Genomic DNA, 26,161 nt, shown 5'->3' with positions numbered 1-26,161 from the left:
GGAAAGCTCTACCTTTGTGCCACCAAATTAATAATTGGTCCGTTCGTCTAGGGGTTAGGACACGTCCCTTTCACGGATGAAACACGGGTTCGATTCCCGTACGGACTACTTCGGTAGACAAATTGACCCTGTAAATGAATAATTTACAGGGTTTTTTGTTTTATTTCGGCTCGTCCATCTTCCTGTTTTAGTCTTTTATCGGTCAATTTTGATCCAATTAATTCCAATCTTTTAGAGTTTGATATATCCAATTTTCACTCCCATGGCTCAGGTCAGCACGTCTATTTTTTTGTATTTTACCTTGGTGAAGTAATTTTATTCTCCATGTTAAGAGTTTACTGCCCTTCGAAATCATTCAAAAAGGGTATAGATATTAAAGTATAATCAGATATAATGGTATTAGTTTTGATTCAGGATTAACTCATTTAATTATACATCTCCTAAATTGATTACGTTTAATAAATTTATACCAAGTCTAAGTGCATTTTAAATCTATTTCTAAAGATTAATTTATAAGTTTACATTTCTCCGGTTCTATCCTTCATACTATTTATACCATTGTAAATAATATTTGGTCAGCATGAATTCTTGGTCACCGGTAGATTATTTGTTCTATTTGAGTTTTGTCTTTTTTGCATTTGGAATTTCCTTGTTCTTTAAAAAGGGCCTAATTGCAACAAAGTTTCTTGGTATTCAATTTATCGGATTAGCATATCAGCTCTATGCTGGGTATTTTATTCAACCTAGTCGTATATATGATTACCCACATTTTTTCAGAACGGTTTCTCCTTTTTTCTATCTTTTAGGGCCACTTGGTTATCTTTTTCAGCATTATTTACTTTATCCAGAACGTAAGTTTAGGCTAATTTATCTGTTACATTTTCTTCCATTTGCTCTACATGTAATCGAATATATTCCTTTTTATATGCTTCCTGCGGAGTTGAAATTGGAAGAAGTTAAGCATGTATTTCAACAAAATACCTTTTACAATTCGCAATCCATCTACGGATGGATTTCCATGCGAGACCATCTATTCGTTAAGACCATTTATTATTTAGCCTATATATTTTGGACGCTCTATGAATTATATAAATTTTATAAAACCACTTCTCAGTCGTTTCTGAGAAAAAATTCCTTGATCGTTTATTGGCTATCAGGCGATATGGTCATGAAGTTTGTGGTTATAATTTTGCATTGTTTCAATTTAGTTTTTGCTAAAAAGAAGCATTTGGAGCTAACCTGGATGGATTATGTATTTGTTCTCGAATATATCACCATGATGCTATTCATGTTATTTAACCCCAAATTGTTACAAGGACCTACACTGAGAGGTTTAGTATTTCAACATTCTGCTGGGTTTAACGAAAAAGAATCCATCAAGACGACCAAGCAAGTGAAAGCCCATCAAAAGTCCTCTCGTGATAAAAATGTACTATTCACCTTGAATCGATATTTTGAAACAGAACAATTATTTCTCCGACCAGAAATCACTTTGGCAGAAGTTAGTCGATATTTGAAAATTAAACCGAGAATCATTCGAATGGCGCTTCAGATGGAATTGGAATTATCATTTTCTGATTATGTCAATACTTGGAGAATTCAATACGCAGAGGAACAGTGTCGAGAAAATCCGAAATGGAAAAATTATAAGTTGGAGGTAATCGCCATGGAATCAGGGTTTGGAACCCGTCAAAGTTTCAATTCTGCCGTGAAAAAAATTAAGGGTGTTTCTCCAGGTAAATATTTTGAAAACATCATGCAACAACCAAAAAAATAGGAGTTTTAAGTATTAATTAGCCCGTTTATTATAAATTCAAATAAAAAAGAGACAAACATCCAAGAAATAGATATCCATGGCACCCATAGATTACTTATTTTATCTTTGCTTTGTTTTTTTTGCCTTTGGAGGATCCTTCTTCTTCAAAAAAGGTATTGTAGCTACCAAGTTTTTAGGGCTTTTGTTTATTGTCTTAGGTCTACAGACATTTTTGAACTATTACATTCGACCAGAGTATTTATTAGAATATCCGCATTTTTTTAGAACAGTTTCCCCCTTGATGTTGACCATCGGGCCTCTGTATTATTTGTTTCAGCAATTTCTACTTTATCCAGAAAGAAAATTTAGGCCAATTTTGTTCTTGCATTTTTTGCCTTTTGCGCTACATGTCATTGAATATATCCCATTTTATATTTTACCAACAGAGTATAAAATTATGGAAATCAAAGAAATGATTTCCGAAAATACCATCTACACCATCCATTCAAAATATGGCTGGATTACGATGAAAATGCATTTATACATCCGATTCACTTCATTTTTTATTTATATCTGTTGGGGTTTTTATGATTTAGTGGCCTATTATCAATCAGCATCAAAAACATTCATTAAAAATAACCTATTGATTGTCTATTGGTTGTTTTTTAACATGGTTTTGAAGTTCATTGTGATGGGTTTGATTATTTATAATTTGATTTACCCAGGAGAAAAACAAATCAACTTACCTTGGAAAGATTTTTTCTACTTGATTGAATATGTGTTGATGATGTTATTTATGCTGTTTAATCCTAAATTATTATACGGGCCCACCTTGAAGGGCTTGATATGGCAACAAGCATATCATAGGATGGATGGCCCAGTGGAATTAGTTAATAATAAAGATATTTCTATTAAGGTTATTTCTGGGAATGAAAAAGAAAAGGCTCTATTGGGTTCTTTGAATCGCTATTTTGAGACAGAAAGGATTTTCTTAAAACCGACACTAACCTTAATTGAAGTAGCTAGAAAACTTAAAGTTAAACCTCGTTTGATTCGAATTGCTTTACAGTCTGAAATGAATTTGTCTTTTTCCGATTATGTCAATACTTGGCGCATTCAGTATGCAGAAGAACAATGTCGAGAAAATCCCAAATGGAAAAATTATAAACTAGAAGTAGTGGCATGGGAGTCTGGTTTTGGAACCCGCCAAAGTTTTAATTCGGCAGTTAAGAAAATCAAAGGAGTGTCGCCAGGGCAGTATTTTTCTGAATTTTTGTATTAGTTTCACTACATGGTTGCATTGTAACCATCGGTTCATTTGTTCTATTCATTTTTCAACATAAATAATTAATATGGGTTTATTTTCTGCCATTTTGGGAAATGCTGGCTCGGTTTCAGCGGATCAATTACAAAAGGATTATGCCAAAATTTTAATTGATGGCGAGGCCATCGAGATTGGCTTTAAATTACTTCGAGATACCTTCATTTTTACTAATAAACGCCTAATTCTGATAGATAAACAAGGAATTACAGGTTCTAAAACGGAGTACAAATCCATCAATTACAAGACTATATCTCGATTCAGCGTAGAAACTGCTGGGACATTTGAATTGGATGCTGAATTGAAAATTTGGATATCAGGAGAAGCTAATCCTAGCATTATTAAGCAATTCAATAAATCTGTTGATGTGTATGAGGTCCAAAAAGTATTGGCTTTTCACGTTCTGAAATAAAATCTTACATAAAAAAAGCATGGCTTTGGGGGCCATGCTTTCTATTATACTTCAAAAGAAATTACAATTTCCAGCCTGCGCGATATTCGCGTTTCACAAACTGATTGGCATCTTCGAAATTAGTTATTTTCATATTTTGTCCATCCCAAAGTAGCTTTTTACGGCCTGGATATGTGAAGCGATTCGCTTGACCTTGAATTGGAGTACGAAGAGTATAACTACGTATCGCTAAATTACCCATCAATACCGTTTCAGATAATGGACCAGCATAATCGAATGAAGAACTTAATTCTTTATGCTCTTTCGAATTAAAGCCTGCCTTACAAGCTTCAGCCCACATGGCCTGATGTCCATATTCTTTTAAGTTATTGGGTTCTTGTTTAGGCATTTCAATTTTATCCCCATTATTTAAGTAAATACGTGGTTCTAAACCATAGGTAGCATGTGTTAAAACACCTTTGCTACCAATCATCACAACGCCATTGCTGTTATCTGCTGTTCCAATGGGATCATCCGCAGGAATTAGATCTGGGTGGAATCCACGTAAACCTCCATCCGTCCAGTTCATGGTTACGGCCGACTTATTCTTTTTAGAAGCTGGGAATTTCAATTGGATAGAAGCAGATGGGGGACAACCCTCAGGAATGTATTCTGGTTGGTTTCCACTGATAAATACAGATCCTATACTAGCCTCCACCTCAGTTGGATAACCTAGGCCTAAAGCTCTGAAAGGTCCATCAATTAAATGGCATCCCATATCTCCCAATGCACCTGTGCCAAAATTCCACCAACCTCTCCATTTAAATGGATGATAAGCAGGGTTATAATCAATCAAAGAGGCTGGTCCTAACCAAACATCCCAATCGATGTCTGCAGGCTTAGCGTGCTGACCCGTTGGCACAGGTATACCTTGTGGCCAAATAGGACGGTTTGTCCAGATGTTGACCGTATGTACTTTTCCAATAAGACCTTGGTCGATCCACTTAACAATTTGTTGTGTGCCAGGGCTAGATGCTCCTTGATTACCCATTTGCGAAACAACTTGATATTTTCTTGCTGCTTCAGTCATCGTACGTGCCTCAAAAATATTATGGGACATGGGTTTTTGTACATACACATGTTTACCTAATTGCATGGCCGCCATGGCAATTGCCGCATGGTTATGGTCAGGAGTAGAAATGGTTACTGCATCAATACTCTTGTCTTTTTCCAACATAACACGCCAATCTTGATATTGTCCAGCTTTGGCATATTTCTCAAATAATGGCTTAGCTCTGGTTAAATCCACGTCGCAAAGGGCAACAATGTTGTTGACACCTTCATTGAAGGCATTATTGACATCAGATAAACCTTTTCCATTGATACCAACTCCGGCAATATTTAATTTATCGCTTGGAGCTCGATAACCTTTTCCCAATACATGTCGGGGAACAATGTAAAAGCTACCTGCAGCCAGCGCGCTCTTACCTAAAAAACTTCTTCTTGAAATGCTCATGAGCTATGTATTTTAATGTATTTAGATGAACGGATAAATCAATCCAGTAGGATTTATTAAGCCAATATAGAGTAAAATAGAATAATTTCTATCTGTATTTGGATTTAATTAGGTAAAATTGAGCGGCATTTTTTGCTTCTTTCCATTTTATCTTATTCAGGATAGTCAGCCCATTTAATTTACCTAATTTGCGCCCTCGTTGAATCTGGATTTATTCCTTTCTTTATTTTTTCGTTTTTTGTGAAAAGAAGTTTATTAGTTTTTCTTCTATTATTTAGTTTCGTGATACCCAACATTTTGGCCCAAAGCATCGCCAGAATGCGTCAGGATGATAATTTCTCTTATTTAAAACTAGATACCAATCGATTTAAGAGCTGGGATGAGTCGTTAAAGTATATTCCCTTCATTCGGCGTACGACCATTAGTTTTGGTGGGGAATGGAGAGAGCAATATCAGTCCTATCAGCACGTCAATTTTGGGGATGTTCCTGATAATTTTTTGACAGAAAATCCACATCAAATCATGCATCGGGTGATGTTGCATGCTAATTGGGAAATTAGTCCATCATTTCGAATATTTACTCAATTAAATAATACACTCCGGTTTTTAAATGATAATCCATTTACATCTACCTTAGATCAAAATGCCTTGTCGTTGCATCAAGCATTTTTGGAGTGGAATATTAAACCCAATTTAGCCTTGCGACTGGGTAAACAAGAATACACCTGGGGTTTAGAGCGATTAATGGCCCTCAAGGAAGGCCCCAATACGAGGCAGCCTTATTATGGGGCAACACTCAAATGGCATCATGGCAATCAGAAAATAGATGCTTTTTTGGCTAATCCGATGAAACAAAATACGGGTGTTTTTGATGATGTTCGTTCTTCAGAAGTGGTTTCTGGTACGATCTGGAATCATACATTTTCTTCCAAAAGAGACTTTTTTGATGCCTATTATTTTTTCATGGAAAGTTCCTTGAGGGAATACTATTTAAAGAAAGGGTTGGAGGCGAGAAATACCTTGGGAACACGCTGGTATAGCGAGAAGAAGACATTTAATTATGATTTGGAAGTGGCAGGTCAATGGGGGCATTTCAATGATTTGAGCATTCAAGCATTTCTATTTGTGTATGATTTCAATTATGAATGGAAGCGGAATTTTTATGTTGGATTTAGTGGTAATTGGGTCCCTGGAGATGTTTCCAACCATGATCAACAGCTAAATACGTTCAATACATTGTATTCTAGGCCACCTTTTGGCCAGACGGTGTCATTGAACATCACCAATACCTTGAATTTAAGCCCCTATATTCGATACAGCGATAACCACAAATGGTTGACAACCTTAAGAGCTTCATTTGTTCAAAGAGCCAGTTTACGGGATGGTATTTTTACCCCCAATATGTCGGCATTGTTACCCGTCTTAGGGCGTCAAATTGAAAGTAATGCTAGCGGAGTGGCTGATATTTTTGCCTTGGAAGCCAATTATTTTGCGAATAAACATTTAGCATTTCAATTTGAATTGGGTTATTGTGCTGCTGGTGCCTACTTAAAGGAAACAGGACCAGGGAAAGACGTTCAATATTTGGCCACTCGGGCGGCTTATAAGTTTTAATAATGCTTTTGGCTTCGAGTGCCTCAGCCAAAGCGAGAGCGTTTTGTTGGCTTCGAGAGCCTCAGCCAACTACGAGAGATACGAAGTATTTGTAATCCTGTATTTATAGTTGGCTTCGAGAACCTCAGCCAACTAACTTCGAGTGCTTTTGCCAATACAAAGCTGTTCGACAAGTTCACCTCTCTACGTTTCGGTGTAAACTGAAGGGCATGTCGAAAGAGAGATAAAAGGGATTTGTAATCCTATGTTTATAGTCGGCTTCGAGAGCCTCAGCCAACTGGGAGAGTCTCAGAAAAGCTGTTCGACATGTTCCTAAGGGCATGTCGAACGACAGATAAAAGGGATTTGTAATCCAGTGTCAAAAAAGACATTTTCCAAAAGTTTAAAAGGAATTTTATTCTAAATTAAGCTCTAACAAACCTTTTCTTGTTCCATAATAATCGCCACAACTGCTGTATATATATTCTTCTTCCTTTTCAATAAACCCTGTTCTAACAGGATTTAAATGGATGTAATCCAATTTATTTTCAAAGAATGATTGAGTTAGGATTTCTTTACCATGATAACCAGCTTGCCCAAAACAGATTTGTTCATCTTTTGTGAATAACCAGAGCAACCAATTTTTCCTGCTTTCTTTAGGATTGGATTTTACTGCTTCAAAAATTTGTTTAGAAGTGAATTTTTTGAAATCCCGGATTATGTTAGATAGATTTTCAACTTCACTACTAACAATCAAATGGATATGATTACTCATGATAACCCAAGCATGAATTTTTAGACCTTTCTTTTGTTGACAAAAGCGTAAACTATCCAATAAGATATCGACATATAGTTTCCTCGTAAATATATCAACCCATTGATGGACGGTACAAGTGATAAAATATTGTCCTTGGGGTTCTTGAATGGAATATGCATGAGCCATGCTTATAGATCAAATTGACGAATAGTGGTGTTATTGTTGTCAAAAATAAACCAGCAATTGATTAATAGGAATCTGTAAACTGATAATGGCGGGAAGAAATCAGTTTATTGGAGTATTTAAGATTTATGGCGAAATGTCTAGGATTAAAAATCCCTTTCATCTGTGGTTCGACATGACTCTTAGGAACATTGCGAACAACGGAAAAGCGAATATTCTAAATTTAATATTAATTGTAATCACTTTGTTTGCAAGAACTCCTCATTGAATATGTCAAACCCTTTAGGGATATTACGTTTCAACATTCTATACCCGTACCAGATGTATAGTAGTCCCAACACAGTGGACATAGTGACAGCAAAGTAGGAACTCTCCATTTGTCTAGGTACTAAAGTTGAATCAACATGTCTGAAAGGAGTATAAATGGCAAGACAACATATTGAAATTCCTCCCATTAATACTAGCCATCCCATGATTGTCCGCATATTACTTTTACTTATTATTTCTTTGTCGTTTCGTAGCCACTTGATTATTGAACTTGGTAAAAATGTCCCAATTGAATCTCTTCTAATGATTGATTTGACGGATTTAATTTTCCCATCAATATATAAATCCTCACTAGTATTACCTGTATGAAATAGTTCAAGAACTATTCCATCCTCAAAATCAAAGTAGTCAAACGCAATATTTATAAAATTTCTATCAGTGGAAATCTGAATAATAAAATCATTCGCATCATTTTTCTGATAAAGCACTTTTGCATCTAAAAACTTAAAATTATCTTTAATTTTAATTTTGAGGGGATTATTTGATGCAACATCAGTTTTATTTATTGTTTCCTTTCCGTCATTCCATATAGCAATCTTTGAAATGGAAAGATTATTTACTTTTTCTCCCGAATATAAAATTTCAACTGTATCAATCTTCTGAATTTTATCTCTAATTAGATTTATTGTTCTAATGGCAAAGGTTGGAATTTTGCTCCTTTTACTTTTGAAGTAGAAGTAAAAAGAAAATAAAATACCTGCCACCCCCAATAATAGGGAAATAATATTTAATGCAGGATTGCCATTAAAGAAGTTAATAACTTTACTTTTGATTTGTTCTATTTCCATTGTGTTATCTATTAATTATCTAAGTCAATTATATATAGTTTATTCTCATCTCAATTGAAATTTCTCTGAAATGCCTTCCTAGCGTTTCTGGGTTTGCGATGGGTGAGATTTCTAATATAAATGTTCATTCGGAGAACTGAACTTTCAGCTACCACAAAACTGTCTAGGCAGCGCGAAACCCCGCCTTTTTGGGTAGGTGCTATTATGTGTAGTTTTATTCAACAGCTAGTCTTTGGATAACTTTATGAACATTATCAAGCCTTATGAGTTTATAGTTTGAGCTTTCTAAATCTTCTATTAAAACATCTAAATCAATCCTTTCATTTTGCTCATTATGTAGAGGTTTATCAATGGAAGTGAAAATAATTGTTTGTTTTTCTTTAATTTCTGAGGACGTTTTAAACAGTGCTTTTAAACTACTTAAGTTTGTTCTATGCTGTCCAGGCTCATCAAACATAATTACTCCAGGATGGTTGATTCCATTATTTAGCAAACTTAACGTATAGGCCCAAATATTTCTAACAAAGTCAGAAGCGGAAGAATTTATTCGAATAGATTGCGGTAGATAGATACCTTCTTTTTTATTTATGTAAACTGGCAAATACTTAAAGGGTTCTTTTCTATTGATAGATATTTGATACTTTTCATTACTGTCATATCCAAAACCAAAGAGACTATTTTTATATTGAGTTTCAAAGTTTGCTAATTTAGTTTCGTCTTCTTTCTCTGACTCACCTAAATTTCCAATTTTCACATTGTTATTATGATATTTATTAGCTAACGCCACTAATTCTTCCTTTAGCTCTGAAATCGATTCATTTAGTAGCAATAAACTTTCTATCTCCCTCTCAAGTTGAAGTTTTTTCACAACCTCAGATTCAGAAAAAGCTCTGTCATCTGAAATCAAATCTTTTGAGATAGATTTAATTAAGACTTCTTTCTGACGTAATGAATTTTTAAAGTATAAAAGAAGGGCGTCCTTTTCATTGACAGTTTCTTTAAAACTTGAGATAGATGATTCGATTATTTTTTTTTGACTACGCAAAAAATTAGTGTTCTCTTCTAAAGTTAATTGAGGGATCTTTATATTTTTTGTAGAAATTAGATTTGTAGTTACTTCTTGTGTACAAGTGGGGCATTGATTCGCACCACTTTCATTAATTATGTTTTCGCTAAAAACTTTCTGTAAATTAATGTGATCCTTTATTTCGGACTCAATAATAATGATTTGACTATTTAAGCTCGAAAATTGTTGTTTCTCTACTCTTAACTTATTCTCAAATCTCTCAATGTAGTCTTTGAGTTTGTAATATTCTTCTTTTTGATTGTTGAACTCTAATATAGCTTCTTCCCTGTTTTCTTTTATGGTAGCAATAGGTCTGTTTTCTAAATCCTTTACAGCTTCAGTTTTTTGATTTAAAAATTGGCTAAAACTGATTTTTTCATTTTCTGAAGTAGGAAATAAAACGCTGATTTTATCAATTTCAGTTTTATCAGTTGTAAGCTCTTCTGGAATATTGATAACTGTAGAATTGGTTTGTTTTTCCAAGTAGGAGAACGACTTAATTTTTCTTTTCCAATCTTCCGTAATTGTATTTTTTTCCTTATTTAATACATCTTTCTGTGTAGAAAGTACGATTTCATTCAACCCTAAAATAAATTCTACAATTTTCTCTTTGGCTTTTGTAATTCCAAAAAAAGGCATAGTCGCAAAAAAATCAGACCATCCTTTTGTTTGTTCTATGAATAACGCTGAAAATATTGTTTGTAAATATAAAGGGCTATAATTATCAGTTCTAGAGCTATTACTTACTTGTGGTAATTCAATATTTATGAATTCGCTTAACCAATTATAAAAACCATTAGGGTCTTCATTATTACCTCTCGAGTTAACAAAAAATATTCCTTTAGTCTTTTCGTCATCTTCACCATTCATATTATCAAAAGATGAAAAATGAATCAAAATATTTGATGTTTTTATACCATCTGTACTCGGTTTGATATGCCTTTCTAAGCAAACAACTTCACTGTTTTCATTTTCAATTTCTAAAATTATTTTTGAGGATAATACTTTAAAATTGGTGCCTTCTTCCTCTTCGTTTGACTTAATGGTAAACTCTTCTTTGAGAGCTTTATCCAATGCTTTCTCATTATGGGCACCTAACAACTCCTCCATTCCGAGTGCATAATAGATGCAGCTATTTATAGTTGTTTTTCCTCTTGAATTTGGCCCTGCAATTATATTTAGTCCTTGTTGGAACGAAATATCAAATCCATATAAATCCGATATATTTTCACTTTTGTCAGTAAGAATTTCTGCCCTTAGTTTATTTATTTTAAGCATGATTTATTATATTAATTTCCAGTTTTTATTTGCACTATTCAACCTATTTTTGGGTATCACACCTAATGTTCTTATTTTCTGTATTTCGTCTTGAAAAAGCTCAAATTGGTTTATTGAATTTATTATTTCATTTCCTTTATCTGTTATTTTAATCTCAAGCGTTTGGCTAACAATAATTTTTTCTATATAACCATTGATAAACCCCAAAGCCAGTACTTCGTCAATACCATGTTCAAAAGTCCAAGGAACTAAACTATTTCTTTGTTGATTTGCTAAGTCTAATAATACTTGATAATTATTTTCATTACGTAGACTCCAAAAAACAACATGAAGTAACTCCAAACTGGCTTTTTTACTATATCCACAATGTTTAATAATTGCCAATAATAGCACAACTTTATAATATCCATTATATCTAATAGATACGGAAGTTGGTTTCTGATCTAATCTAATATCAATCATTAGTAGTAAAATTTAAAGTGCATATTCCAAGCCATTCAATAATTTGATATTCGGAAAGATCTAAATTTGTGAAATCTGGTAAGATTTCGAATTCACTTTTTAGTTGATTTTGAAGTTCCAGCTTTAAGTTTATTGCTTCGTTACTCTCAGTTACACTTCTAGAATAATCATCTTCTACTTGATCAACAAATCTCTTTACAATGTTTTTGAATTTTGAAAAAAGAATTGGATAATCATTTTCAATTGTTCGGATATTATCTTTCATTGCTAGAAATTTCCTTATCTGTTTGGCGGTTACAGAATTTGCCTTGGAGATTTCTGGATATAACACATTGTTTTTACGATAGAGTTTTTGAAAAAAATCACTGTTCTCTTTTTTAAAGGCTTCTATTTCTCTATCAGTTCGATCTTTTTCCAGATTTTCATTCCATTGCTTTAGATTTTCAAAATCCGATAAATCCACATACTCGGATATATATTGTTCAATGTGCTTTATAGAACAACAGTCTATATCATCATTCCAAGCTTTATCGGTTATAACCGAATTAAGAATTCCAATCAGGAAAGGAGAATTATGTCTATAAATAAATACTCCGCTTCCAGACAAACCCTTAGCTAAGTAATGTCCAACTTCTCCTCCTTGATCAAATGTTTCTCCTACTAAAGTAATTTTAAAGCATCCTATATCGTCGCTTACTGACAAAATTTTACCCGTAAATGGACGATACTGATTAATATTCACACCTTGGTAACCACAAAATTTTATCTCATTTTCAGATAATAATCCTCGTCCTAATTTATATTGATAGAGTAATCTTTCTTCATTATCAATATCAATTTCTATAAGGGCAAAATCATGTTCAGTATTAAATTCTTTAACTTCAACACTAGTTATAGCTATAAATTCTGATGTATAATCTTTTTGTTTCTCAATGACTATGTCACCCAAATTGGGCATACTTTCTCCCAAACAGTGAGCCGCTGTTAAAACATAAAATGATTCTTTACCTGGCAATAAAACTCCACTTCCAATAATCCCATTGCTTATTATTCGAACGCAATATTTCTCTGCTAAATTATTTGTCATTTTTCTTAAACCAAGTTTTACTTATTGCTTTCCAATTTCCTTTTTCAAAATCTTTATCATTTACAAAATCACCTATCCTTTCTTTTAGATAATCGATTTTATAGTTGAAATAAATAGTTAAAACCTCATCATTTCTTTGAGAACTAGAAACTATTCGAGCTATAGTTTCTCTCGAGGGATGTTTATAATCAGCAGTTCCACCATTTGTAGATATTATAAAATTATTAGACTTAATCAACCCAAGTTGTTCCTGTGAAGTATTATTAAGACTGCCGTGATGTGAAACTTTTACATAATCGACTTCTAACGGGTTCGATTCGCTAAAGCAGTTTTGTCTTAAACTTTCAGTTATAATTTCCGATCTAGAATCGGCTAATAAAAGAATGGAAACATCAATGCATTTTAAAACAAAAGAGATTGAAGAAGAGTTAAAGATGTCGTTGTTTATATTTATATCAGGAGAAAAGGGTATTTTACCCAAATCTTCTAGTGAATCAGAATAAATTTCTTTTTGAGAAGAGATATTTACATTGTCAGTATTAGTTTTTTGCAAATCAGATAATTGCCAATGTCTGTATAATTCTGCTTTAATTTGTGGAGTTGGAGATAAGATCATAAACTCAATCCCATTATTAATTATTGACTTTTCAGCCGTAGTTATTTCACGTAGTTTTACATCTGGTTTTTTCAAAAGAATTAACTCCTTTAATGAATTACCTTGTTTAGTACTTATTAATTCATTAGTGTTGGCTTCTACAAGTTCTGGATGATTCATCCAAATTTCATCAATCACAATACTATCTATAAGACTATTCTTAAATAAGCTAATTAACCCAGCTATATGATCTGAATCATTGTGAGTAAGTACAAGTAGATTTACATGTGTAATATTTTTTAACTCTGCCTTGAGAGTGTATCTAAAAGTTTGAGTAGTACCTCCATCAATAAGAATTATAAATTCATCATTATTTATGTCATATGTTTTAATGAGAATGCAATCTCCGTGAAAAGCAGGTAATATGGCAAATTCTGTACTATTTCTTTTCATTAAGTAGGATTCTCAAAAAATTACACATAACGTTTTGCAGCCAAGAACTGTTGCCGATTGCGAAGCGTTTATTTGTCACGCTAAGATAAGAAAACTACGGAAACACAAAGCTTAAATACAACGAATTGCGGCAATAGCTTTTGGGTGCTGTTAGCACCAGTTTTCTTCTCATTTTACGATTGGTTTCTTATTTCCTTTTCAACTTTTCTTTTAAATTCATTTAGGTCATTTGCAGAGTCCCGAAAAATATTAAACTCTTTTGGTATTTGACTGTGCCAATACTTTATTGTACTCAAAAGCCTTGTGTCCCTTGTTAGGAATAGGTTTGTGTAAATTGAACCAATAGAATGATGGCTATCAATTACTAAACCCCCAGTTGGAATTTCACCATCATTTAGAGCTTTTTCAATTTCATTGATAATGGTGTAATAATATACTTGAGGAATAATCAAGAAGTGATAAAATCTATTTGCCAATTCTTTTAAAACCGCAAATGTATCTGCAATTGTATGCTTCTTCTCTTTGAACCGCACAATTAAATCATCAGGTAATGGTTTAACTTTATATTTCTCTGAGGTTTTCTCTAAGGTATATATTTTGTCCCATTCTGTAACAATTTTAGGAAAGTCAACTATTGTATTATTTAAATCCTCCCAATAAATAAAGACTTGTTGTAATGAAGAATAAACTTCATCCAAAGAATATCCTTTTACCAATTCGTCCTTGTTTTTCTTTAACCATTCAACTGCTTTTTTATCAACTGTATATTTCTGTCCTTTCAATTTGTCTTCAATTGTTTCTAACTCATCAATTGCTTTACCGTCATAGGAGGAAAATAAATCGTGCTTTCTGAAATCTCTTGTCTTCATTGCTTCCAGTCTCTTTTCGAGTTCAGCTTTAGGATTTGAGAAAATCGTTGAGTGAATTATTTGGGTTATAATTTTGGGTCGCAAAATTCCACCAAAACCTTTAGAGCAATTATAGTCTTTAAGCGCTGCAAGTTGTCCAAGTAAGGAAATGTAAATTCGTGATGAATTTTGTTTCAGAAACTCTAATCTGTCAAAATGTAATGTCCCCTCCCAGTTAGTTTCTATATGTCTTAGCAAATTATCGACAACAAAAAATTCATATGCAGGAAGCATTCTTTGTCCCTTTATAAGAGTGTTTAATGCACGAGCCATATTATGTCTATGGTCGATGTCAGGATTGAGTGCAATTTCTAAACAATTACCAGGACTTGCCCACACCTCAATTTGGTCTTTGTCGGAAAGCCTAATTAAGTATTTACCCCATTCTGAATTTGTCCAATCATTACCTTTTGGGGCAATGTCGTTCAAAATATTGGTGTCAATGTATGTCGTTATTGGTGTCGTCATAAAATTGGTGCTAACTTATTTATACTCGCTACAAAGTAGCGATAATCTACCCAATTTTCTGCGTATAGTCGCTATTTGATAGTGTATCTCTTTTAAACATAAAAATAATAATTTGGATTATAAATCATCAAAAGGGCTTTTTATTTATTGAATACTTTTGGTACTTACGTGCGTGTATATTTCGGTAGTTTTGCTACTGCTGTGTCCTAATAATTCTTGAATGTAGCGCAAATCGGTGCCACTTTCAAATAAATGGGTGGCATAGCTATGTTTCAGCCAATGTAGTGTTACAGGTTTTGAAATTCCTGTTTTCTTTAAGGCTTGTTTCAATACTTGTTTTAACCATAGAAATCGAACAGCAGAATTTTATAATTATCTACCGAAGGTCCGAAGCCAATCCAGATGTTTCCCCAAACACCCAAACTTCTTACCCTTTTTAACTATATTTTAACCTCCAATGACAAGCCTTTGGCAGAAGAATCTTAACTTCGCTAAATTTTATAAACCTATGAAAACTATTATTACTTCGCTGGTACTGGCGGTATGTGCATTTCAATCCACTGCTCAAACAATTTTAGAAGTACCCGGGCGAGATTTGCCAGCCAAAATTGACATCCATGGTTATTCCGTTTTACCTTCTGGTCGCTTGGTAAAACCTGCCGGTAAAACGCTTCGCATCAACAGTGATCCATTCGGCATGGTCATTAGTCCAGATGGGAAATGGGCCGTAACCTTGCACAATGGGGCTTTTACACGTATTGATTTAGAAAAACAAATCTCTAAACGTTTTCCTCCTTACGGCACTCCTTCCAAACTTTCACCCTACGGAAAAAGTACCTATTTGGGCGTTGTATTTTCACCCAATAGTGAATGGATTTACTTAAGCGGGGGTGACTCAGGCAATGTATTGGTCGTTGAATTATCCACAGGGAAAGTCCTAAAAACCTTTAGCCTAAATGGAAGCTTTAAAGGATATGATTTTGATGATAGCTTTACTTCTGACTTAGTTCTATTACCTGAAAAAAATGAATTACTGGTCTTGGATCGGGCCAATTTCAGAATGGTTCGCATGAAAGCAGAGACGGGTGAAATTGTAGGTGTGGTTCCAACGGGTCGTCAACCTTTTGGTATTTCATTAAGTCCCGATCATCAATTTGCTTTTGTAGCGAATGTAGGAATGTATTCTTACCCATTGATCGAAGGTACCACCTTAGCCAATCTGCAATCACAGCACATTCCTTGGCATCCCTATGCCAACGACACGAAAGAATCTCGTGAAGGAACTGAAATCATGGGTAAAAAGATTCCAGGGGTAGGGGATCCTAACTCGGATGAATCCATGAGCATTTTTCAGATTAATTTGTCAACGAACCAAATCACCAAAAAATATAAGCCAGGCTTTTTATTAGGCGAAATGGTGGAGGAGATGGAAGTAGTGGGCGGATCTAGTCCCAACTCATTGGCTGTCAGTTCAAAATTTGCTTATGTGAGTAATGCTACGAACGATAATATTGCCGTGTTGGATTACGCGACTCGACAAATCAAATCACATATTCCGATTAAGCTAAATGCTGTTTTAGATAAACGAAGAGGCTATTTGCCGTTTGGTTTATGCCTGAGCAAAGACGAAAAAACCTTGTATGTAACATTATTAGGTTTAAATGCTGTGGCGGTAATTGATATCCCAAGTCAAAAAACCAAAGGTTTTATACCAACGGGTTGGGGTCCAACACGCGTTCGACTATCTGCTGACGAGAAAACGCTCTATGTGACGACTTGTCGTGGTTATGGAGCTGGTCCTAATGGAGGTAAAGATTTTAAGGCACCGGAACAAGGATCCTATGTAGGTGATATTCAGTTAGGTACATTCCAAACGATTGATATGCCGAATGAGGCACAATTAGCTGCTTATACGCAAGAAGTAAAGAACAATACCTACCAAGAGTATTCTAGTAAAGGTAGAGGGAACAAAATCCTGTCATTAGACAAAAATAAGCAGGCTCAATCTCCGATTAAACATATTGTTTACATCACGAAGGAGAACCGTACCTATGATGAGATTTTTGGTCAATTTAAAGGTGCCAATGGTGATTCAACGATTGCACGCTATGGCTTAAATCAGACTGTGGTATTGCCTGATTCTTTGAAAACAACTTACCATCATGTCAACGTGATGCCTAATCATACGCTTTTAGCTAAGCGATTTGCCATGAGTGATAATTTTTATTGTGATAGTGATGCCTCCATTCATGGACATCACTGGATGGTAGGAGTAATCCCCAATGAATGGGTAGAAGCGAACTCAAGTGTCAGTAAGTCAGCCAAAATCTTTTCAAAAGCGCCAGGCAGAAGACATCCAGGTACTACTGGAAGTATTGATCCTGAGGACTATGCAGAAGCAGGTGGTTTATGGGAAGCCTTAGAGCGCAAAAATATTTCTTTCTATAATTTTGGAGAGGCAAATGAAACGGCACACAATAGAGAAGAGTGGTTTGATACTTTAACTGGGGCAGGCCATGTGGTCATGGTTCCAATGCAAAAAGCCTTGTGGAAGAATACGAGTCATAATTATGCGGGTTTCAATACCGATATTCCGGATATGTTTCGTGCTGAACAATTTGAATCAGAATTTACCAAGATGTGGCTGAAAGGAAAGAAAAAAATGCCTTCTGTAGTGACGATTCAATTACCTAATGACCACGGTGCAGACCCAAGACCAGAAGATGGATATGTAAGCAATCATTCCTTTATGGCAGACAATGATTTGGCATTAGCTAGAATGATTAGCTTCTTGTCAACGACACCTTATTGGAAAAATATGTTGGTTGTCGTTACTGAAGATGATCCACAAGGAGGAGTAGACCATGTTGATGCTCACCGAAGTGTCTTAATGATGGCTGGACCCTATGTGAAGCGTAATTATGTATCGCACAAGCATGCGAATTTTGGATCCTTATTGCGCTTGATTTATACCAATTTTGGCGTTCCAAGTGTGAACCATTATGATCAAACTGCTACCTTATTAGATGATTTTTTCACAGAAAATCCTGATTTTAGTCCAGTTGATTTTGTATTCCCGGACCGTCGAATTTTTCAGCCAGAGGTGACCATGAAAAAATACAATAAGAACATCGATTGGAAGAAAATTAAAAAGCGTGTTGAGATGGATAATGTAGAGGAAATGCGGAAGGAACATTATAAAAGCCTAGAAGACAAGTAGACTTTTTTCGCAGGATTTTGGATTTTTGTCGCAAATTTCTTCCTATCCATGACGATTTTTTGATTTGTTAATTGGTTTTGTGTTATTTAATGGTAGTTTCGAGTCCTATAATTAACCCATTAAAAAATATTATTATGAAAAAATTACTTTTAGCTATTGCTCTTTTATCATGTGGAGTATCTGCACAAGCTCAGAAATGGAATGTAGATAAATCTCACTCTAAGTTAGGATTTAGTGTTGTACACTTATCAATTTCTGATGTAGAAGGAGCATTTAAAATTACTGAAGCAACTATGACTTCAGCTAAAGATGATTTTACAGATGCAAAATTCAATATTGTTGCCGATGTAAATACTGTATTTACTGACAATGAGCGTCGTGATACGCACTTAAAAAGCCCTGATTTCTTTGATGCGGCTAAATTCCCAACATTGACATTTGCTAGCAAGTCAATCAGTAAAGTAGCTGATCGTAAATATAAAGTAAGTGGTGATTTAACCATGCACGGTGTTACTAAGCCAGTTACATTAGACTTAGTATTAAATGGAACTACTACTAACCGTCAAGGTAAAAAAGTAGCTGGTTTTAAAGCATCAGGTGCTATCAATCGTACAGCTTGGGGTGTTGGAACTATGCCAGCAGCTATGGTTGGAGAAGATATTGAATTACGCGCAAGTGGCGAGTTTATTCAAGAGTAATTATTATTCCAAGTTCTAGTAGAAGGGCGGCCCTAGGTCGCCCTTTTTATTGTCTATTATTTTTTAATTCGGATAGCCCAAAGTAGTGCAAAACAGATTGCGCCATTGAGAATCAATTTGGCGAAACCAAAACCTCCAAATAAAGCTTGGGATTGCCATTCAAGCAAAAAGGTTATGATAGGAGAGGCTACGCAAATAATAGGAACCCATTTGTCTTTTACCTGAGTTTTGGTGAATAAGCCAAAGGAGAATAGTCCTAATAGCGGTCCATAGGTATATCCAGCCAAATTGAACACAGCCGAAATCAATTCTTGGTTGTTGAAAATATGAAACAAGCCAATGACCACGAAAAATAAAGCGGAGAAGCCTAAGTGGACATAATGTTTGATTTTATGTCTTTTTTGTTCTTGAAACTTCTCAATTCGTAAGAAATCAATACAAAAAGAGGTGGTTAAAGCTGTCAAAGCAGAATCAGAACTAGCATAGGAGGCTGCAATAATACCGAGTAAAAAGGTAACAGCTGCTAAGGTGCCAAAGTGCCCATTTAAGGCAAGCATGGGATATAAATTATCGGTCTGTGCAGGAATGGCTATGTTTTTGCTTTGTGCATAGATGTATAATAAGGCTCCTAAAGAAAGGAATAAAAGGTTGATTAATAGAAGCACCCAATAAAACCAAAACATGTTTTTTTGTGCTTCTCCAATGGATTTACAAGTCAAGTTTTTTTGCATCAAATCTTGATCAAGCCCAGTCATCACAATAGCTATAAAAACCCCTGCCAGGAAGTCTTTTCCAAAGAAATGGGTGTTTTTCCAATCCCATTCAAACATGTGGGAATACTTACTATCTGAAATGGTGTGAACCATATCCATGAATCCCATGTTCATTTGTTGACCTACCAAAAAGATGGTAATAAATAGTGCAATCAGTAGGAATAAGGTTTGTAAAGTATCTGTCCAAATGATCGTTTTTACTCCTCCACGGTGAGTATATAGCCAAATCAGTAAGATGGAAATAAATACTGTCAAGCCAAAAGGAACCCCAATAGGAGCAAAAATGGCGATTTGTAAGACATTGACAGCCAGATACAAACGGGCAGCGGAGCCAATGGTTCTCGATAATAAGAAAAAGGCAGAACCGGTTTTATAGGACCAGAATCCGAATCGACTTTCTAAATATCCATAGATGGAAATTAGGTTCAGACGATAATATAAAGGCATTAAAACGAGAGCAATGGTTAAATAACCAAATGAATGCCCTAAGATTAATTGATAATAAGTAAAAGAAGTTTTACCTACAGCTCCTGGAACAGAAATAAAAGTTAACCCAGAAATGGAAGTACCAATCATCCCAAAGGCGACTAACCACCAAGGAGATTGTCTATTGGCTGTAAAAAATGCATGTGTATCTGCACCTTTGGAAGTAATGTAGGAGATGATTAAAAGTAGGCCAAAATAGATGGCAAGAATTCCTCCGGCTAAAGTTACAGACATAGGTGTTTCAAAGGATTTTTTTTAAATTTGCTAAGAGGTCGTTTTTAAAATCGTATCAAAAATATGGAATTCTCGGAAGATAACATTTCTCGTTTTCGTATTTCTTTTCAAAACCAAGAAAAGCATCAAGAAGATGTTGCGGTGGCCTTTGACGAAGAAGTTGTAACATCTCATCAGTTGGTGGTATATAATGACGAGGTTAATTCCTTTGATTATGTCATTATTACCTTGATGGAAGTATGTGAGCATAGTCCAGAACAAGCAGAGCAATGTACCTTGCAAATTCATTTTAGAGGGAGATGTGGAGTTAAATCAGGAGATTTTGATGAATTAGTTAGTATGCGAAATGAAATATGTCGACGAGGTATTTCTGCTGAAATAGAGTCTTATCAATAGCTTATGGCCATGAACAATTACCCTTCTCGGATCATTGAACAAGCGGTAGAAGAAATATCGAAATTGCCGGGTATAGGTAAAAAATCAGCATTGCGCCTAGCTCTTCATTTATTGAAAAGACCTGAATCTCAATCCTTGCAATTAGCGCACGCTTTAGTTCAATTACGTACAGAGACCCAGTTCTGTCCACAATGTCATATGATTTCAGATGGAGGTTTGTGTGGAATTTGTAATAGTCATAAGCGAGAAGAAAGTCTGATTTGTGTCGTGGAGGATATGCGAGATGTGTTAGCCATTGAAAATACAGGTCAATTTATAGGTCTTTATCATGTTCTTGGAGGTATTATTTCTCCATTAGCCGGTATTTCTCCCAGTGATTTACAAATAGATTCTCTTATCCAACGGGTAGGTACTGGTCAAGTCACTGAAGTGATTTTAGGGCTTAGCCCAACCATGGAAGGCGATACTACCGCTTTTTATTTGACTAAAAAATTAAAAGAATTTCCAATTAAAATTTCCACCATTGCTCGTGGTATTCCCATTGGCGGTGATTTGGAATATACGGATGAAATTACCCTTGGGCGAAGTATTGTCGGCCGAGTAGTCTATGAATAAACAATTTTTCTACGCTCATGAAAAGATCACATTTTTTGCAAAAAACAGTCGGGCTTTTAGGCGCGAGTATTGTTTTACCTAGTTTCACATCTCGAGCACAAAGCTCTCTTGAAACAGCCCCATTTAGCCTGCCAGCTCTAGGATATTCATTTGATGCTTTAGAGCCGCATATCGACAAATTGACGATGGAAATTCACCATGATCGTCATCATAAAGCATATGTTGATAATTTAAACAAAGCCGTAACAGGAACACCTGCTGCTTCTTTATCACTAGAGGCAATGATGGGTCAAATGAGTCAATTACCCGTAGCTGTTCGTAATAATGGAGGTGGACACTGGAACCATAGCTTTTTTTGGAAATTGATTGGACCAGCTACAGGCAATAAGCCAAGTGCTGATCTTTTGGCACAAATACAGAAAGATTTAGGTGGATTAGATGCGCTAAAAAGCGAATTTGCAAAAGCAGCTACCGGTCGATTTGGTTCTGGCTGGGCTTGGTTGCTTTGGAAAGATGGGAAATTGGTCATTAGTTCAACTCCCAATCAAGATAATCCTTTAATGGATGTGGCAGAAGTAAAAGGTACACCTATTTTAGCTTTAGATGTTTGGGAACACGCCTATTATTTGAAATATCAAAATAAAAGAGCTGATTATATCACAGCGTTTTGGAATGTAGTCAATTGGGATTTTGTATCTCAGCAATTTTCATCAATAAAAAAATAAAACATGTTATTAGAAGAAATCCCTTCTTTGGATTTGAACGAATTTACTTCTGGCGATCCAGTTAGAAAGGCTAAATTTGTTCAAGATTTAGGTAATGCCTTTAATACGATTGGCTTCGTTGCGGTGAAAGGACATGGCCTTTCAGATGATTTTACAAAAAAATTATATCAAGAAGTTGAGCAATTTTTCCAATCACCTGATTCCTTAAAACAAGCCTACGAAGTTCCTGGTATTGCGGGACAGCGTGGTTATGTAGGAAAAGGTAAGGAAACAGCCAAGGGATTTAAAGTGCCTGATTTGAAGGAGTTTTACCATGTGGGTCAGAAACATCAAGATGATGGAGATTCGGTGTGGAGTGAATACCCCGAAAATGTTTTCCCCAAGGAATATCCCGATTTTGAGACATATACCGTAGGAGCTTATCAAACTTTAGAAAATGCTGGTAAATCTCTTTTACGAGCGATTGCTTTATATTTAGAGTTACCTGAGGATTATTTTGAGGATAAAGTAAAAAATGGGAATTCCATTTTAAGAGCCATTCATTATTTTCCGATTCCTAATCCAGATGCTTTGCCAGAAGGAGCTGTTCGTGCAGCTGCCCATGGAGATATCAATTTGATTACCTTGTTGATGGGTGCATCTGCTGAAGGCTTGGAAGTATTACGTATGGATGGAAAATGGATTCCAATCACTGCTTTACCAGACCAAGTGGTGGTGAATGTGGGAGATATGTTGGATAGACTGACGAATCATCATTTGAAATCTACGATTCACCGTGTAGTGAATCCACCAAGAGAGAAAATGGGTACATCTCGTTATTCCATTCCTTTTTTCATGCACCCTAGATCAGAAATGGATTTAACTTGTTTGGAATCCTGTGTATCTGTAGAAAATCCTAAAATGTATACCGATATGAGCGCTGGAGAGTTTTTAACAGAGCGCTTAATTGAATTAGGTTTGAAAAAATAAGCCCATGTGGAGAAAGCCCAAACATGTCGAATTTCTTTGGGATGTGTTAGTGTTGGCTATGACTTCATTTGGTGGTGTGCAAGTACATATAGCCCTTTTTCTCAAAAAATTAGTGAAGGAGAAGGGCTATTTGACGGAAGATGAATTGTTTGAAATCCAAGCTCTTTGTTCTTTTTTACCAGGTCCCACTTCAACCCAAATGATTACGGCCATTGGCTATAAAAGGGGAGGTGCCAATTTAGCTTATGTTACGTTGATTGCATGGATAAGTCCTGCGGTTTTTGTTATGACATTAGCGGCTTTTGGGATGACTTATTTAAGAAATAGGGACATCATTCAATTTGTAACTCCAGTGGGTATTGGCTTAATTCTTCAAGCAGGATGGATTATGGCCCAAAAGTTTCTGCGTGCGCCCATGTATATCCTGATTTTTTTGTTCACAGTGGCCATCGGTTTGTACATCCAAAGTCCTTTTATATTTCCTGTTTTACTTTTGATAGGCGGTTTGATATCGTCGTTGAATTTTAAAGATTTTCCGCGTCAGAATAAACATAAAATGATTATCCCCTGGGCCAATTTTCATTTATTCTGGGGATTTTTGGTCTTTTTAGCAGTATTAGGGCATTTTACGGATTATTATCCCATTCGAATTTTTGAGAATTTTTACCGAAATGGAAGTTTGGTTTTTGGAGGTGGACAAGTGTTAGTTCCTGTTTTATTTACTGAATTTGTTGAATTTAAGCACCTCATTCGCGAAGATGATTTCTTGACGGGGATGACCTTGTCTCAGACCTTACCAGGGCCCGTTTTTGCACTTACGTCTTATCTTGGTGTATTATTGATGAAAGATTATGGTACCATTGGAGAACTTGCCGGTAGCGTCATTGGTGCTTTAGGTATATTTTTACCGGGGACTTTCCTTATCTTTTTTGTGTATCGAATTTGGGGACAATTAAAGCAGTATCGCTTTATTAGGGCCTCTTTACCAGGAATCCAATCAGTTTCAGTTGGATTAACCATCGTGGCAGTATACGCCTTTATTCATCCGATGATTATACAAGCGAACCTGATTGGATTCGGTATTGTTGTGGTGACATTTTTGGTGGCGCAAATGACAAAGCTTCCACCCATTGCCTTGTTTGTTATCGCTTTATTAGCTGGAATAATTGTTTCTTAACGCAGTAGATTTAATAAATACTGGCCATATCCACTTTTTACCAATGGTTTGGCAATCGCTTCTAATTGTTTAGCATCAATAAAACCCATACGGTAGGCTACTTCTTCAATGCAGCCAATTTTCATACCTTGACGCTCTTCGATTACTTGTACAAACTGACCAGCCTGCATCAAAGAGGCAAAAGTTCCTGTATCTAACCAAGCTGTTCCTCGGTTTAAAATCCCTACTTTTAGCTTTCCACGTTTTAAATATTCTTTATTGACATCCGTGATTTCATATTCACCACGAGGAGAAGGAGCAATGTTTTTGGCTATTTCAACCACCTCATTGTCATAGAAATATAAACCTGGGACGGCATAATTCGACTTAGGTTGACTCGGTTTTTCTTCGATGGATAAGACATTATTGTCTGAATCAAATTCCACTACTCCGTATCGTTCAGGATCGTTGACAGAATAGGCATAAACGACTCCACCATCCGGGTCATTGTTGGCTTGAAGTAGCTTACTTAAGCCAGATCCATAAAAGATGTTATCTCCTAATACTAAGGCTACTTTTTCTTTTCCAATGAATTTTTCGCCGATTACAAAAGCTTGCGCTAAGCCATTGGGTTCAGGTTGAACGGCATATTCAAAACGACAGCCAATTTGTGAACCATCACCTAATAATTTCTCAAAGTGAGGTAAATCATGTGGCGTGGAGATAATCAATATTTCACGTATCCCTGATAACATCAAAATGGATAAGGGATAATAAATCATTGGTTTGTCGTAAACAGGCATTAATTGCTTACTTACTGCTAAAGTCAATGGATGTAGACGAGTTCCTGAACCGCCTGCTAAAATAATTCCTTTCATTTTTATCTTTCTTGATACATGTTTTGATAATACTGCTGGTAAGCTCCAGATGTGACATCTTTCAGCCATTTCTCATTGTTTAGATACCAATCTACGGTTTTTTCTAAACCTTCAGCAAATTGTAATGAGGGTTCCCAGCCTAGCTCGTTCATGATTTTATGTGCATCGATGGCATAACGTAAATCATGGCCTGCACGGTCTGTTACATAGGTAATCAATTGCTTGGATGTCCCATCTGCACGACCTAGTTTTTGATCCATAATTTGGCATAATAAATGGACTAAATCGATGTTTTTCCATTCATTGAAACCTCCAATGTTGTAAGTATCTCCAATCTTTCCTTGGTGGAATACCGTATCAATCGCCCGAGCATGATCAACTACATAAAGCCAATCCCTTACGTTTTCACCTTTTCCATATACAGGTAAGGGTTTATTAGTAAGGATGTTATGAATCATCAAAGGGATAAGTTTCTCTGGGAAATGGTTGGGTCCATAATTGTTGGAACAATTCGTAATGACGGTCGGCAAACCATAGGTCTCATGAAAAGCTCTTACAAAGTGGTCAGAAGAAGCTTTGGAAGCAGAATATGGAGAACGAGGGTCATATGGAGTAGTTTCTAAAAAGAATTCCTCTGGATTATGCAATTCGCCATATACTTCATCTGTTGAAATGTGGTAAAAACGCTTTCCTTCGTACTGATTAGCCCAATGCTTTTTGGCTGCTTGCAACAGATTAACTGTTCCAATGACATTGGTTTTAACAAAAGCTAATGGATCTGAAATGGAACGATCTACATGTGATTCTGCCGCTAAGTGCAATACACCATCAAATTGATGTTCAGCAAATAAGGCATCTATATGAACGGCATCGGTGATATCAGCTTTGATGAAATGATAATTTGGCAAATGAGCGATATCTTCGTTATTGGCTAAATTACCTGCATAGGTTAAAGCATCCAAGTTATAAATTTGGTATTCAGGGTATTTCTGAACGAACAAACGTACCACATGCGATCCAATGAATCCGGCACCTCCGGTAATGACTATTTTTTTCATAAAA

The 26,161-nt window shown here is 35.5% G+C and carries 22 protein-coding genes, 1 tRNA gene and 1 pseudogene; 12 read left to right on the top strand and 12 right to left on the bottom strand.

The window, feature by feature from the left end:
- Positions 1 to 36 precede the first annotated feature (36 nt).
- From HME7025_RS08315 to HME7025_RS08300, 4 genes are all read left to right on the top strand, one after another.
- Positions 37 to 108, top strand: a tRNA-Glu gene (locus tag HME7025_RS08315).
- 472 nt (positions 109 to 580) lie between these two features.
- Positions 581 to 1,777, top strand: a complete 1,197-nt coding sequence (locus HME7025_RS08310) for a helix-turn-helix domain-containing protein (RefSeq protein ID WP_109323184.1) — start codon at positions 581 to 583, stop codon at positions 1,775 to 1,777.
- A 76-nt stretch (positions 1,778 to 1,853) separates the two neighbouring features.
- Complete coding sequence (locus HME7025_RS08305) at positions 1,854 to 3,038, top strand: helix-turn-helix transcriptional regulator (RefSeq protein WP_109323183.1); 1,185 nt, start codon at positions 1,854 to 1,856, stop codon at positions 3,036 to 3,038.
- A 70-nt stretch (positions 3,039 to 3,108) separates the two neighbouring features.
- On the top strand, positions 3,109 to 3,489 hold the full coding sequence (locus HME7025_RS08300) for a PH domain-containing protein (protein WP_109323182.1): 381 nt from the start codon (positions 3,109 to 3,111) through the stop codon (positions 3,487 to 3,489).
- Between the two features lie 61 nt (positions 3,490 to 3,550).
- Here the strand turns inward: HME7025_RS08300 and HME7025_RS08295 are convergent, their stop codons facing one another.
- A complete protein-coding gene (locus HME7025_RS08295) occupies positions 3,551 to 4,984 on the bottom strand; it encodes a Gfo/Idh/MocA family protein (RefSeq protein ID WP_109323181.1) in 1,434 nt (477 codons plus the stop codon).
- 297 nt (positions 4,985 to 5,281) lie between these two features.
- Between HME7025_RS08295 and HME7025_RS08290 the strand changes: the two genes are divergently transcribed.
- Entirely contained in the window at positions 5,282 to 6,598 is a 1,317-nt protein-coding gene (locus HME7025_RS08290) for an alginate export family protein (protein WP_154401951.1), read from the top strand.
- A 394-nt stretch (positions 6,599 to 6,992) separates the two neighbouring features.
- On the opposite strand, the gene HME7025_RS08285 is transcribed toward HME7025_RS08290, so the two are convergent.
- The 8 genes and pseudogenes from HME7025_RS08285 to HME7025_RS08250 form a co-directional block, all read right to left on the bottom strand.
- Positions 6,993 to 7,520: an REP-associated tyrosine transposase gene (locus HME7025_RS08285; protein ID WP_109323179.1), complete on the bottom strand. Its 528-nt coding sequence runs from the start codon at positions 7,518 to 7,520 to the stop codon at positions 6,993 to 6,995.
- Positions 7,521 to 7,756: 236 nt separating this feature from the next.
- Complete coding sequence (locus HME7025_RS08280) at positions 7,757 to 8,632, bottom strand: hypothetical protein (protein WP_109323178.1); 876 nt, start codon at positions 8,630 to 8,632, stop codon at positions 7,757 to 7,759.
- A gap of 214 nt (positions 8,633 to 8,846) precedes the next feature.
- On the bottom strand, positions 8,847 to 10,976 hold the full coding sequence (locus HME7025_RS08275) for an AAA family ATPase (protein ID WP_154401950.1): 2,130 nt from the start codon (positions 10,974 to 10,976) through the stop codon (positions 8,847 to 8,849).
- A 6-nt stretch (positions 10,977 to 10,982) separates the two neighbouring features.
- Positions 10,983 to 11,438, bottom strand: a complete 456-nt coding sequence (locus HME7025_RS08270; RefSeq protein WP_109323176.1) for a hypothetical protein — start codon at positions 11,436 to 11,438, stop codon at positions 10,983 to 10,985.
- Entirely contained in the window at positions 11,431 to 12,525 is a 1,095-nt protein-coding gene (locus HME7025_RS08265; RefSeq protein ID WP_109323175.1) for a serine protease family protein, read from the bottom strand. The genes HME7025_RS08270 and HME7025_RS08265 overlap by 8 nt, the downstream gene beginning before the upstream one ends.
- Positions 12,515 to 13,573 (bottom strand): ComEC/Rec2 family competence protein, encoded by a 1,059-nt coding sequence (locus HME7025_RS08260; RefSeq protein ID WP_109323174.1) that lies wholly within the window; start codon positions 13,571 to 13,573, stop codon positions 12,515 to 12,517. The genes HME7025_RS08265 and HME7025_RS08260 overlap by 11 nt, the downstream gene beginning before the upstream one ends.
- Positions 13,574 to 13,746: 173 nt before the next feature.
- Complete coding sequence (locus HME7025_RS08255) at positions 13,747 to 14,949, bottom strand: hypothetical protein (protein ID WP_109323173.1); 1,203 nt, start codon at positions 14,947 to 14,949, stop codon at positions 13,747 to 13,749.
- Positions 14,950 to 15,093: 144 nt separating this feature from the next.
- A pseudogene (locus tag HME7025_RS08250) lies at positions 15,094 to 15,291 on the bottom strand (tyrosine-type recombinase/integrase); the annotation flags it as partial.
- A gap of 166 nt (positions 15,292 to 15,457) precedes the next feature.
- Here HME7025_RS08250 and HME7025_RS08245 point away from each other — a divergent pair.
- Positions 15,458 to 18,169 carry a bifunctional YncE family protein/alkaline phosphatase family protein gene (locus tag HME7025_RS08245; RefSeq protein WP_109325073.1) on the top strand — a complete coding sequence of 904 codons (2,712 nt, stop codon included), beginning with the start codon at positions 15,458 to 15,460 and terminating at the stop codon, positions 18,167 to 18,169.
- 134 nt (positions 18,170 to 18,303) lie between these two features.
- Positions 18,304 to 18,867, top strand: coding sequence for a YceI family protein (locus HME7025_RS08240; RefSeq protein WP_109325070.1), 564 nt, complete (start codon positions 18,304 to 18,306; stop codon positions 18,865 to 18,867).
- A gap of 56 nt (positions 18,868 to 18,923) precedes the next feature.
- On the opposite strand, the gene HME7025_RS08235 is transcribed toward HME7025_RS08240, so the two are convergent.
- Positions 18,924 to 20,360, bottom strand: coding sequence for a sodium:solute symporter (locus HME7025_RS08235; RefSeq protein ID WP_109323172.1), 1,437 nt, complete (start codon positions 20,358 to 20,360; stop codon positions 18,924 to 18,926).
- 63 nt (positions 20,361 to 20,423) lie between these two features.
- Here HME7025_RS08235 and HME7025_RS08230 point away from each other — a divergent pair, with 63 nt between their 5' ends.
- The 5 genes from HME7025_RS08230 to HME7025_RS08210 are packed head-to-tail and all read left to right on the top strand — an operon-like array spanning position 20,424 to position 24,242.
- Entirely contained in the window at positions 20,424 to 20,756 is a 333-nt protein-coding gene (locus tag HME7025_RS08230; RefSeq protein WP_109323171.1) for an ATP-dependent Clp protease adaptor ClpS, read from the top strand.
- A 9-nt stretch (positions 20,757 to 20,765) separates the two neighbouring features.
- The gene (gene recR / locus HME7025_RS08225; RefSeq protein WP_109325069.1) at positions 20,766 to 21,371 is read left to right on the top strand and encodes a recombination mediator RecR; all 606 of its coding nucleotides are present in this window, start codon (positions 20,766 to 20,768) and stop codon (positions 21,369 to 21,371) included.
- A 17-nt stretch (positions 21,372 to 21,388) separates the two neighbouring features.
- On the top strand, positions 21,389 to 22,096 hold the full coding sequence (locus tag HME7025_RS08220) for a superoxide dismutase (protein ID WP_109323170.1): 708 nt from the start codon (positions 21,389 to 21,391) through the stop codon (positions 22,094 to 22,096).
- A gap of 3 nt (positions 22,097 to 22,099) precedes the next feature.
- A complete protein-coding gene (locus HME7025_RS08215) occupies positions 22,100 to 23,065 on the top strand; it encodes an isopenicillin N synthase family dioxygenase (RefSeq protein WP_109323169.1) in 966 nt (321 codons plus the stop codon).
- A gap of 4 nt (positions 23,066 to 23,069) precedes the next feature.
- A complete protein-coding gene (locus HME7025_RS08210) occupies positions 23,070 to 24,242 on the top strand; it encodes a chromate transporter (RefSeq protein ID WP_109323168.1) in 1,173 nt (390 codons plus the stop codon).
- Here the strand turns inward: HME7025_RS08210 and rfbA are convergent.
- The gene (gene rfbA / locus HME7025_RS08205) at positions 24,239 to 25,099 is read right to left on the bottom strand and encodes a glucose-1-phosphate thymidylyltransferase RfbA (protein WP_109323167.1); all 861 of its coding nucleotides are present in this window, start codon (positions 25,097 to 25,099) and stop codon (positions 24,239 to 24,241) included. The two genes, HME7025_RS08210 and rfbA, sit on opposite strands and share 4 nt — an antisense overlap.
- A 2-nt stretch (positions 25,100 to 25,101) precedes the next feature.
- Positions 25,102 to 26,157, bottom strand: a complete 1,056-nt coding sequence (gene rfbB, locus HME7025_RS08200) for a dTDP-glucose 4,6-dehydratase (RefSeq protein ID WP_109323166.1) — start codon at positions 26,155 to 26,157, stop codon at positions 25,102 to 25,104.
- Between the last annotated feature and the right edge of the window lie 4 nt (positions 26,158 to 26,161).

Source organism: Aquirufa nivalisilvae, from assembly GCF_003143535.1.
GTDB classification, from domain to species: domain Bacteria; phylum Bacteroidota; class Bacteroidia; order Cytophagales; family Spirosomataceae; genus Aquirufa; species Aquirufa nivalisilvae.
The sequence above is the reverse complement of the archived record's forward strand: the minus strand, read 5'-3'. Positions and strand labels throughout refer to the sequence as shown.

Bases quoted from the DNA above. Each gene is read 5' to 3' on its own strand.
- HME7025_RS08310 (WP_109323184.1), top strand. From the start codon at position 581: ATGAATTCTTGGTCACCGGTAGATTATTTGTTCTATTTGAGTTTTGTC.
- HME7025_RS08305 (WP_109323183.1), top strand. From the start codon at position 1,854: ATGGCACCCATAGATTACTTATTTTATCTTTGCTTTGTTTTTTTTGCC.
- HME7025_RS08300 (WP_109323182.1), top strand. From the start codon at position 3,109: ATGGGTTTATTTTCTGCCATTTTGGGAAATGCTGGCTCGGTTTCAGCG.
- HME7025_RS08295 (WP_109323181.1), bottom strand. From the start codon at position 4,984: ATGAGCATTTCAAGAAGAAGTTTTTTAGGTAAGAGCGCGCTGGCTGCA.
- HME7025_RS08285 (WP_109323179.1), bottom strand. From the start codon at position 7,520: ATGGCTCATGCATATTCCATTCAAGAACCCCAAGGACAATATTTTATC.
- HME7025_RS08280 (WP_109323178.1), bottom strand. From the start codon at position 8,632: ATGGAAATAGAACAAATCAAAAGTAAAGTTATTAACTTCTTTAATGGC.
- HME7025_RS08275 (WP_154401950.1), bottom strand. From the start codon at position 10,976: ATGCTTAAAATAAATAAACTAAGGGCAGAAATTCTTACTGACAAAAGT.
- HME7025_RS08270 (WP_109323176.1), bottom strand. From the start codon at position 11,438: ATGATTGATATTAGATTAGATCAGAAACCAACTTCCGTATCTATTAGA.
- HME7025_RS08265 (WP_109323175.1), bottom strand. From the start codon at position 12,525: ATGACAAATAATTTAGCAGAGAAATATTGCGTTCGAATAATAAGCAAT.
- HME7025_RS08260 (WP_109323174.1), bottom strand. From the start codon at position 13,573: ATGAAAAGAAATAGTACAGAATTTGCCATATTACCTGCTTTTCACGGA.
- HME7025_RS08255 (WP_109323173.1), bottom strand. From the start codon at position 14,949: ATGACGACACCAATAACGACATACATTGACACCAATATTTTGAACGAC.
- HME7025_RS08245 (WP_109325073.1), top strand. From the start codon at position 15,458: ATGAAAACTATTATTACTTCGCTGGTACTGGCGGTATGTGCATTTCAA.
- HME7025_RS08240 (WP_109325070.1), top strand. From the start codon at position 18,304: ATGAAAAAATTACTTTTAGCTATTGCTCTTTTATCATGTGGAGTATCT.
- HME7025_RS08235 (WP_109323172.1), bottom strand. From the start codon at position 20,360: ATGTCTGTAACTTTAGCCGGAGGAATTCTTGCCATCTATTTTGGCCTA.
- HME7025_RS08230 (WP_109323171.1), top strand. From the start codon at position 20,424: ATGGAATTCTCGGAAGATAACATTTCTCGTTTTCGTATTTCTTTTCAA.
- recR (WP_109325069.1), top strand. From the start codon at position 20,766: ATGAACAATTACCCTTCTCGGATCATTGAACAAGCGGTAGAAGAAATA.
- HME7025_RS08220 (WP_109323170.1), top strand. From the start codon at position 21,389: ATGAAAAGATCACATTTTTTGCAAAAAACAGTCGGGCTTTTAGGCGCG.
- HME7025_RS08215 (WP_109323169.1), top strand. From the start codon at position 22,100: ATGTTATTAGAAGAAATCCCTTCTTTGGATTTGAACGAATTTACTTCT.
- HME7025_RS08210 (WP_109323168.1), top strand. From the start codon at position 23,070: ATGTGGAGAAAGCCCAAACATGTCGAATTTCTTTGGGATGTGTTAGTG.
- rfbA (WP_109323167.1), bottom strand. From the start codon at position 25,099: ATGAAAGGAATTATTTTAGCAGGCGGTTCAGGAACTCGTCTACATCCA.
- rfbB (WP_109323166.1), bottom strand. From the start codon at position 26,157: ATGAAAAAAATAGTCATTACCGGAGGTGCCGGATTCATTGGATCGCAT.